7 protein-coding genes are annotated in these 9,735 nt (G+C 70.4%); 6 read left to right on the top strand and 1 reads right to left on the bottom strand.

The features are described from left to right. The 6 genes from sucC to purH form a co-directional block, all read left to right on the top strand. Nucleotides 1-1,126: ADP-forming succinate--CoA ligase subunit beta (sucC, locus tag G406_RS52955; protein ID WP_028935000.1), on the top strand; the 1,126-nt coding region annotated here is incomplete at its 5' end. 3 nt (nucleotides 1,127-1,129) lie between these two features. After that, nucleotides 1,130-2,020 (top strand): succinate--CoA ligase subunit alpha, encoded by an 891-nt coding sequence (sucD, locus tag G406_RS0140825; RefSeq protein WP_028938347.1) that lies wholly within the window; start codon nucleotides 1,130-1,132, stop codon nucleotides 2,018-2,020. Nucleotides 2,021-2,216: 196 nt separating this feature from the next. Further along, entirely contained in the window at nucleotides 2,217-3,209 is a 993-nt protein-coding gene (locus G406_RS0140820) for a DUF5336 domain-containing protein (RefSeq protein WP_028938346.1), read from the top strand. 11 nt (nucleotides 3,210-3,220) lie between these two features. Next, a complete protein-coding gene (locus tag G406_RS55075) occupies nucleotides 3,221-4,936 on the top strand; it encodes a cell division protein PerM (RefSeq protein ID WP_051343361.1) in 1,716 nt (571 codons plus the stop codon). 78 nt (nucleotides 4,937-5,014) lie between these two features. Then, a complete protein-coding gene (gene purN / locus G406_RS0140810) occupies nucleotides 5,015-5,632 on the top strand; it encodes a phosphoribosylglycinamide formyltransferase (RefSeq protein WP_028938345.1) in 618 nt (205 codons plus the stop codon). After that, complete coding sequence (gene purH, locus G406_RS0140805; protein WP_028938344.1) at nucleotides 5,629-7,230, top strand: bifunctional phosphoribosylaminoimidazolecarboxamide formyltransferase/IMP cyclohydrolase; 1,602 nt, start codon at nucleotides 5,629-5,631, stop codon at nucleotides 7,228-7,230. The genes purN and purH overlap by 4 nt, the downstream gene beginning before the upstream one ends. A 690-nt stretch (nucleotides 7,231-7,920) precedes the next feature. On the opposite strand, the gene G406_RS0140800 is transcribed toward purH, so the two are convergent. Continuing rightward, on the bottom strand, nucleotides 7,921-9,681 hold the full coding sequence (locus G406_RS0140800; protein WP_156935433.1) for a BACON domain-containing protein: 1,761 nt from the start codon (nucleotides 9,679-9,681) through the stop codon (nucleotides 7,921-7,923). Nucleotides 9,682-9,735 lie beyond the last annotated feature (54 nt).

The raw sequence follows: 9,735 nt of genomic DNA, 5'->3' as shown, positions 1-9,735 counted from the left end.
CGTCCCGGTGCTGCCGGGTCGCACCGTCACCACGGCCGAGGATGCGGCGGCTGCCGCGTCCGAGATTGGTACGGCTGTGGTGGTGAAGGCCCAGGTGAAGACTGGTGGGCGGGGTAAGGCCGGTGGTGTGAAGCTGGCGAAGGATGCGGGTGAGGCCCAGGAGAAGGCTGGGGCGATCCTGGGTATGGATATCAAGGGTCACACGGTGCATCAGGTGTTGGTGACCGAGGCTTCGGATATCGCTGAGGAGTATTACTTCTCGTTCTTGTTGGATCGGTCGAACCGTACTTTCCTGGCGATGGCCAGTGCTGAGGGTGGTATGGAGATCGAGCAGCTGGCGGTGGAGCGGCCGGAGGCGTTGGCTCGGGTTCCGATCGATGCGATCGCCGGGGTGGACAAGGCCAAGGCTGATGAGATCGTGGCGGCGGCGAAGTATCCGGCCGAGGTGGCGGACAAGGCCGCGTCGGTGATCGTGAAGTTGTGGGAGACCTTCGTCGGTGAGGACGCCACGCTGGTCGAGGTCAACCCGCTGGTCCGCGATCCCGCGGATAATGTGATCGCGTTGGACGGCAAGGTCACCCTGGACGAGAACGCCGATTTCCGTCACCCCGATCATGCCGCGTTGGTCGATGAGCGCACCGAGAACCCCTTGGAGGCGAAGGCCAAGGCCAAGGGTTTGAACTATGTGAAGCTCGATGATGGTCAGGTCGGGATCATCGGTAACGGTGCCGGTCTGGTCATGTCCACCCTGGATGTGGTGGCCTACGCCGGGGAGAAGCACGGGAATGTGAAGCCGGCGAACTTCCTGGACATCGGTGGTGGCGCGTCGGCGCAGGTGATGGCCGACGGGCTGGATGTGATCCTGGGGGATCCGGACGTCAAGTCGGTGTTCGTGAACGTGTTCGGTGGGATCACCGCGTGTGACGCGGTCGCGACCGGCATCGTGGAGGCGCTCAAGATTTTGGGTGACAGTGCGACGAAGCCGTTGGTGGTGCGTCTGGATGGCAACAACGTGCTCGAGGGCCGGCGGATTCTGGACGAGGCGAACCACCCGCTGGTGACCCAGGTGGACACAATGGACAACGCGGCCGACAAGGCCGCCGAGCTCGCGGCAGCGGGGGCCTGAACCATGTCGATTTTTTTGAACAGCAGCAGCAAGGTCATCGTGCAGGGCATCACCGGTGGTGAGGGCACCAAACACACCACCAAGATGCTCGCCGCGGGCACCAACATCGTCGGCGGGGTCAACGCCCGCAAGGCCGGGCAGAGCGTCACGATCGGCGGTAAGGACCTGACGGTGTTCGGTACCGTCGAAGAGGCCATGAAGGAAACCGGAGCCGACGTCAGCGTCGTGTTCGTGCCGCCGAAGTTCGCCAAGGACGCGGTCATCGAGGCCATCGACGCCCAGATCCCCCTGGCCGTGGTGATCACCGAGGGCATTCCGGTGCACGACAGCGCCTATTTCTGGGCGCATGCGTGCGCGAAGGGCAACCAGACCCGGATCATCGGCCCGAACTGTCCAGGCATCATCTCCCCCGGTGAGTCCAACGCCGGGATCATCCCGGCCGACATCGCCGGAGCGGGCAAGATCGGGTTGGTGTCGAAGTCCGGGACGTTGACCTACCAGATGATGTACGAGCTGCGGGACTTCGGTTTCTCCACCGCGATCGGCATCGGCGGGGACCCGGTCATCGGGACCACCCACATCGACGCCCTGCAGGCGTTCGAGGCCGACCCCGACACCGAGGCCATCGTGATGATCGGTGAGATCGGCGGCGACGCCGAAGAACGCGCCGCGGACTTCATCAAGGCCAACGTCACCAAACCCGTCGTCGGCTACGTCGCCGGGTTCACCGCCCCCGAAGGCAAGACCATGGGCCACGCCGGCGCCATCGTCTCCGGCTCAGCGGGCACCGCACAAGCCAAGAAAGAAGCACTCGAAGCAGCAGGAGTCAAGGTCGGCAAAACACCCAGCGAAACCGCCGACCTCATGCGCGAGATCATGAAGGCGCGCGCCTGACCGGCGTCGCCGCATCGCTAGGAGGGCGCTGAACAACTCGGGCCTACCGCGTGACGCCCAGGCGGCGCCCTCGCCGCGTTGGGCGGCAGGGCCGGTACAACAGCGGTATCGACCCTGCCGCCCGCCTTGCGATGACGTCACCTGGCCGCCACACGCCACGGCCGGAGTTATTCAGCACCCTCCTAGGAGCCAGTAGATGACCAACCCGACAGATCAGTCCACGCACGACGGCCCGCTCGTCGGCCCCGCAAAGGGGTTGACCTTGGCGGCGCTGGCCCTGGCGGTGGTCGCCTATCTGCTCGGGTTCATCGCCGGCCCGATAGCCCAGACCGGCGGGGTGACCGGGGCGCTCACTCTCGGCGGTGGCCTGCTCGCCGGGGCGGCATTGCTGCCCCGGCTCGGCCGCCTGCTCGCGCCCGCCGCGGTGATCGCCGCAGTGGGCGCGCTCCAGGCACTGCTCTGGCTCGTCGCCGGGCCACAGTCGGCCACCGTGGTGACGATCCTCGCGCTGCTCCTCGTCGTCATCGAAGCGGGCGTGGCGATCGGCGCACTGCTCATCCGCCACGGTGTCGTCAAGAGCGGGGCCGGCGCCCCGGCCGCGCAGCAGTCCGGCGCCTGGCCCGGCGCCGCGTACGGCCAGCCCGCCCAGCAGTTCCAGCAGCAGAGCCAGTTCGCACCCGGCCCGTACCCCACGCCAGGCGCTACCCCGTACCCGGCGAACCCCTACCCGCAGACGCCGTACGCGGGGCCCGCGTACCCGGCTCAGCAAACCCAGCAGCAGGGCTACCAGAACCAGCCCGCCCAGTACCCTGCTCCCGGCCAGTACCCACCGCCCGGCCAGTACCCGGCACCGGGACAGCCGCAGGCCCAGTACGGCGCGCCGCAGTACGGGCAGCAGCAGAGTGCACCGGCCGGCTGGCAGGGCCAGGGCTACGCCCAGTCGCCCGGCGGCTACGGCGGATACCCGCAGCAGACCGGCGCCCCGCAGCAGGCAGGGACCCAGCCCGCCGCCGCCCAGCCGGAGCCACAGCACACCCAGGCGATCGAGCGGCCGCAGACCGAGACGCCACACTCCCCATCGACACAGCCCGCTCACCAGCCTGAGGCGTCCGACACGGACTCGGCGACCCCGACGCGACAGCTGGAGTCACCGTCGGACGCCGACGGCCGGCCCGGCCGCTCCGACTGATCCCACCTCACGTGTCAGGAAACCTGCCCCCAGAAGGCCCCCAGGAGCCCGGATCACGCGGCGACGCCGACCCGGCGCCCGCCGGCAACTACGACCACCGGTACCGGGGAGGCGGAGCACCGCCGAAAGAGGACTGGGCATGGTCGAACTCGGCGACGACCCACTCCGAGTCGAGCACCTCACCCGACGCGGAGTCCGAATGGGCCTGGTCGCACTCCGGGGCGCCTCCCGAACTCGGCTCCAACCCACCCCGGTCGTCCGACGGCAAGTCCGAATGGGGCTGGGCGCACCCCGGCGACCCGTTGGACCTCGGGCGTAGCTCCGTCGGCGAACCGCAGGGCTGGTCGTGGTCGGACACCACCGAACCGCCGGAGCCCGAGCCGGAGCCGGAGCCGGAGCCGGACCGCCCGGAGGTTCCGGCGGACGCCGGCACCAGCGCCGAACAGGAACCGGCGGCACCACGTGAGCCCGAGGAGACCGTCGACCCCGAGCCGGACACCGCGGGCCCGGAAGCGGTCCCGGCGGGCGCGGCGCCACGGCGGTCGCCGACGCGCCCCGAGCGGGAGCCGGAACGGCCGTCCGCCCGTCCCTGCGGCGGCGAACCGCCGATGGAGAAACTCGGCGACCGGTTCCGGGTACTGCTCGTCGCCGCATCGACGAGCGTCGCGCTCAGCTACCTGGCGATGGTGCTGGTCGCCGCCGTCGCCGGGCTCACCGCGAGCGCCGGACCGGCCCCCGGCCGCCTGCTCGGCACCGCGGTGCCACTGTGGCTGGCGGCGCACCAGGTGCCATTGGTCCTCGCCGACGCCCCACTCGGAGCCCTCCCGCTGCTGCCGACGATCGGGGTGATCGCCCTGGTGGCCCGCGCGGCGGCGACCGCGACGACCCGGCTCGGGGGACGGCTGCGCGAGGACGCCTCGGTGGTCGTCGCCACGCTCGCCGGAACCCACGCCTCGGTCGCCGTGCTGGCCACCTCACTGCCCAGCGCCGACGTCCGTGCCGCGCCGTGGGCCGCACTGCTCGGCGGAGGTCTCGTGGCCGCGGCCGGCGCGGGTCCGAGCGCACTGCGGGTGACCGGGCCGCCCCGATACTGGTCGAAGACACCGGACTGGCTGCGGGTCGGACTGGCCGGCGCCCGGATCGGCGGCAGCGCGCTGGCCGTCGCCGGTGCGCTCATGCTGTTGTCCGGGCTGCTCGTGGCGAGCCGGGAACTGTACTGGTCGCTCGAGTCCTCCGGCGGCTTCGGCGCGGCACTCGGACTGACCCTGCTGTCGCTGTGCTACCTGCCGAACGCGCTGGTGGCGTCGGTCAGCTGGGTCGCCGGGCCGGGCGTCACGATCGGGGCGGCCGCCGCGTCGCCACTGTTCACCTCACCGGGGCCGTTGCCGCAGCTGCCGCTGATGGCGGTCATGCCCTCCATCCAGCCGCCCGGCTGGACCGTCGTGGTGTTCATCCTCCCGGTGCTGGCCGGGGCACTGGTCGGTCGGCGCTGCCGCCAGGCCGGTGACGACCCGGTGACCAGGCTCAGCGCGGTCGCGGTCGCCGCGATCACGGTCGCGGTCGGTGCCGGTCTGCTGGCGGCGGTGGTCGGCGGCCGACTCGCGGGCGGGCCGTTCGATCCGGTCGACGTACCGGCGTTTGCACTCGCCTCCGCCGTGCTCGCCTGGCTCGGAGTGCCCGCCGTGGCGGTGGCATTGCTGCCGTCCAGACCCGGCCGGTTACGCTAAAGCCGTCCCCCAACAGGGGAAACAACTTCCACGGAAGCCGAGGAATCCGAACTGAGCACGTCGAGCAACCCCTACCGGTTGGAGTTGCCGGTACCCGCCAGGATCGTGGTTCTGGTGTCCGGATCGGGCACCCTGCTGCAGGCTCTGCTGGACGCCAGTGCCCCCTCGGACTTTCCCGCCGAGGTCGTCGCGGTCGGCGCCGACCGCGCGGGCATCGAGGGCCTCGACCGAGCCGCGCGCGCCGGGCTGCCCTCGTTCACCGCCGTCCTGCGGGACCACCCCGACCGCGACTCGTGGAACGACGCGCTCACCAAGGCCGTCGCCGCCCACCAGCCGGACCTGGTGGTCAGCGCGGGATTCATGAAGGTACTGTCGCCGTCGTTCCTGAGCGGCGTCGGCTGCCCGGTACTGAACACCCACCCGGCGATGCTGCCGGCATTCCCCGGAGTCCACGCGGTGCGTGACGCACTCGACTACGGCGTGACGGTCACCGGGTGCACGGTGCACCTCGTCGACGCCGGAGTGGACACCGGCCCGGTGCTCGCCCAGTGCGCCGTCGAGATACGCGCCGACGACACCGAAGAGACCCTGCACGAGCGGATCAAGATCGAGGAACGGCGGTTGCTGGTGGAGACCGTGGCCGAGCTGGCCACCCGCGGGGCCACCGTGACCGGACGAAAGGTGAGATTCCTGTGAGTCCCCAGACCGAACGCCGCGCGATTCGGCGTGCGCTGATCAGCGTCTACGACAAGGCAGGCCTGCTGGACCTGGCGACCGGCCTGCACGCGGCGGGGGTGGAGATCGTGTCCACCGGCTCGACCGCGCAGCGCATCGCCGACGCGGGTGTGCCGGTCACCAAGGTGGAGGAGGTCACCTCGTTCCCCGAATGCCTGGACGGACGGGTCAAGACGCTCCACCCGCGCATCCACGCCGGGCTGCTCGCCGACACCCGCAAACCGGAGCACCTGCAGCAGCTCGAACAGCTGGAGGTCGCGCCGTTCGACCTGCTGGTCAGCAACCTGTACCCGTTCACCCAGACCGTCGCCTCGGGTGCCGGCCCGGAGGACTGCGTCGAGCAGATCGACATCGGCGGCCCCGCCATGGTGCGCGCCGCCGCGAAGAACCACGCCAGCGTCGCCGTCCTGGTCGACCCGTCCCGCTACGACTGGGCGCTCGAACAGATCACCTCCGGCGGCTTCAGCCTCCCCGACCGCCGGCGCCTGGCCGCCGACGCCTACCGGCACACCGCCTCGTACGACGTGGCCGTCGCATCCTGGATGGGCAGCGTCCTCGCGCCGGAGACGGACGAGGCAGAGGTCCCCGCTGAGTTCCCGGTCTGGATGGGTGCGACCTGGCAGCGTCGCGCCGGCCTGCGTTACGGCGAGAACCCGCACCAGGCGGCCGCGCTGTACGTGACCGGAGACGGCGCTTCCGGTCTCGCGGGTGCCGAGCAGCTGCACGGCAAGGACATGTCGTACAACAACTACGTCGACGCGGACGCCGCCTGGCGTGCCGCACACGACCACGACGTGCCGTGTGTCGCGATCATCAAACACGCCAACCCGTGCGGCATCGCCGTCGGTGACCCCGATGCGGACCCGGCGCGGGCGATCGCCGACGCGCACCGCAAAGCGAACGCGTGCGACCCGGTGAGCGCCTACGGCGGCGTCATCGCGTCGAACCGCGAGGTCAGCGTCGCGATGGCCGAGCAGGTCTCCGAAGTGTTCACCGAGGTCATCGCCGCACCGTCGTTCGCCGACGGTGCGCTGGAAGTCCTGACCCGCAAGCGCAACATCCGCGTGCTGAAGGTCGCGGGCGAGGCCCGCGCCGGGTTCGAGATGCGCGCGGTCAGCGGCGGCCTGCTGGTCCAGAGCAAGGACCTCGTCGACGCCCCCGGCGACGACGTGTCGAAGTGGTCACTCGCGACCGGCGAGCCGGTCGACGACGCCACCCTCGCCGACCTGCTGTTCGCCTGGCGCGCCTGCCGGGCGGTGAAATCGAACGCCATCCTGCTCGCCCACGACGGCGCCACCGTCGGTGTGGGCATGGGCCAGGTCAACCGGGTCGACGCGGCAGGACTGGCGGTCCAGCGAGCAGGCGACAGGGCAGCGGGCTCCGTGGGCGCCTCCGACGCCTTCTTCCCGTTCCCCGACGGCCTCGAGGTCCTGATCCGGGCAGGTGTACGAGCGGTGGTCCAACCAGGAGGCTCGGTCAGGGACGCCGAGGTGACAGCGGCAGCCGCAGAAGCAGGCTTGACCCTCTACCTGACCGGTACACGGCACTTCGCGCACTAGCTTTTCGGCTGGCCTTCGCGCGTCTGAAGTTTCCGGTCGGGACCCCTCATCGGCTTCGCCTCGAGGGGCCCGCGACCGGAAACTTGGGCGGCTACGCCGTTCGCTTCGCTCCGGCTTCGCTGCCCTCGCTTGACGCGCGCTTGTCTGGTCGCGTTCTGCTTCGCCCGTTGCGTTCTTTGCAGTGCTGCGCACTGAACCCCCTGCGGGGAGACTCGCGGAGCCGAGTGTGAACTGTGCGTCACTCATGCTCGGTGCGGGGTGAAGTGGCTGGTTTTGGTGGGTGGGTGAACCGGATGTACAGCCGCTCCCGAGGAGACTCCCGCAGCCCCTGCAGCTGTTCGTCGTGGGAGGCGCATCGCAGCAGGGCCACCTCACCTTGCGCCGCGCAGGTGGCGACACACGTTTCACAGGTGGCCCCGCAAGGCGCCCGAAGGGGTTCCGCCGCAGGCGGGTAGTGCATAAGGGGCGGCTCTCAGGCCGCGGCAGCAAGCGCGCGTCAAGCGACGGCAGCGAAGCCCGAAGCGTCAGCGAGGGCGCAGCCGCCGAAATTTCCGGTTGCGGGCCTCCCGAGCCCGAAGGGTTTGGGAGGTCCCTGCCGGAAATTTTCGACGCGCGGGACAGGCCAGATCTACACACCCAGCCACAACACCCCCTGCGAGCAGTAAACCCAGCCCCTGCGAGCAGTAAAAGCTAGAACCCTCCGAACGGGCTCCCGCCGCCGGAGTCGCCGCTGTCGTCCCCACCGGACGATCCACCGGAATCGCCGCCGCTGTCATCGCCCCCGGACGAACCGCCGGAGTCCCCACTGTCGTCGCCGGAGCCGGAGGAGCCGCGCCCGTCGGAACCGGAGTCGTCGTCGCTGTCCCCGGGCCTGGTGGTGGGGTCCGGCTTGTTCTGCGAGCTCTGCGGAGCCTGCGACGGCACCGGCTTGGGTTTCGGCGCGGGACGTACCGCGCAGTCTGCGTGCGAGATGACCTGCGCCGGGCTGGTCACGGTGTTGTTCCGCGCGTCCGTCGCGACGATCCGCCAGATGATGTTGGTGCCGGAACCGGAGCCGAGCCGCCCGGTGAAGGTGTCGCCGTTCGCCTTCATGACCTGGGACTGCCTGCCCGGCCCGACCAGCGTGACGTGCACCGGCTTGGACTCGTCCTGCACGGTGGCGCTGATGGTGGAGGTGGTCGGGCAGCCGTAACCACCGATCTTGGTGTTGCTCGCTCTCGCGTTCATGATCGCCGGCGGGCGTTCCTCGCGGAGCGCGACCCCGACCATGCCCTGGCCCTGGTCGCCCGCGGAGCCGACCTTCAGCTGGGTGCGGCCGTCGCCCTCGGGCAGCGCGTTCCGGTCGACGGTGACGGTCAGCTGCTGCACCGCGCCACCGGCCAGCGACCCGTTCGCCGGGCTGACCTTGAGCCACGGGTCGGTCGGGGTGGCGTTCCAGGAGAGCTGGCTCTGGCCCGTGTTGGACAGCGTGACGGTGGCGGTGGAGTTGACCGCGCCGAGGTCGATGACCGTGGTGGACAGCGCGAGCTCGGAGGACGGCCCGAACTTGACCGCGATCACCGGCCGCCGCTCCATGTTCCGGTTGACGAACAGCACCGTGCCCACCACCAGCACGATGACCGTGACCACGGTGGTGATCCAGGCCGCCCTGGTACGTGGGCGGGGTAGCCCCTCGTGTGCCGTGATCAGCGGGGTGTGGCGGAGGATCTCGTCACGCAGCTGGGGCGGCGGCGGGACGAACGGCACCGCGAGACGCAGCGGCGGCGGGTTGTCGTCGTTGGTGATGTTGCTGGCCGCGCCACCGGCACCGGACCGGTCCGCGCGTCCCGTCGGCATGCCCTCGACGGAGTCGATCAGCCCGAAGCCGGAGCCGTCGCGGTTCGAGTACGCCGGACCGAGACGGGCCTGCAGCAGCGGGCGCAGCGCGGGCTCCAGCGCCGGGCGCAGCCGGTCGAGCCGGGCCTTCGCCTTGCCCGCCGAGATTCCGACGATGGACGCGATCTCCGTGGCGTCCAGCCCGTGCCGCAGGTGCAGGGTGAGCAGCGCGCGGTCGCGTTCGGTCAGGTCGGAGGGCAGCGCGCGCCACATGTCGGCCTGGCCGTCGATGCTGGGCCGCGCCCCGCCCGCCCAGTTGTACGCGCCGTCCGAACGGGACTTCTTGTTCGGGTTGCGATGCTGCTTGGCCTGGCGGTGGGCGAGCGCGTACAGCCACGGCCGCAGCTGGGCGGGCTCGCCTAGGTGGTTGAGTCCGGCGACGGCCTTCCGGATGGTCTGGTAGGTCGCCTCAACGGCCTGGTAGGGATCGCGGAGTAAGGCCAGGTGGAAGTCGTGGATCCGACCGGCGAAACGGTCGTAGAGCGACGCGAATGCCGTCTGGTCACCCGCGAGCGTGGCGAGTACGAGTCCGCCGTCGCTGCCGACCTCGACCAACGTGCTACTGCCCGTGGCCACCGCGTCCACCTTCCGAGGGCCTTGACTGCGTGTGTCGTCATAGGATTATTCTTT

Source organism: Actinospineispora spinosispora DSM 44797, from assembly GCF_000429025.1.
Lineage (GTDB): Bacteria > Actinomycetota > Actinomycetes > Mycobacteriales > Pseudonocardiaceae > Pseudonocardia > Pseudonocardia spinosispora.
Note: the sequence above shows the minus strand (reverse complement) of the source record. Positions and strands in the feature narration are given on the sequence as shown.

Excerpts from the sequence above, each read along its gene's own strand:
- G406_RS0140820 (WP_028938346.1), top strand. The coding sequence starts at position 2,217 with ATGACCAACCCGACAGATCAGTCCACGCACGACGGCCCGCTCGTCGGC.
- sucD (WP_028938347.1), top strand. The coding sequence starts at position 1,130 with ATGTCGATTTTTTTGAACAGCAGCAGCAAGGTCATCGTGCAGGGCATC.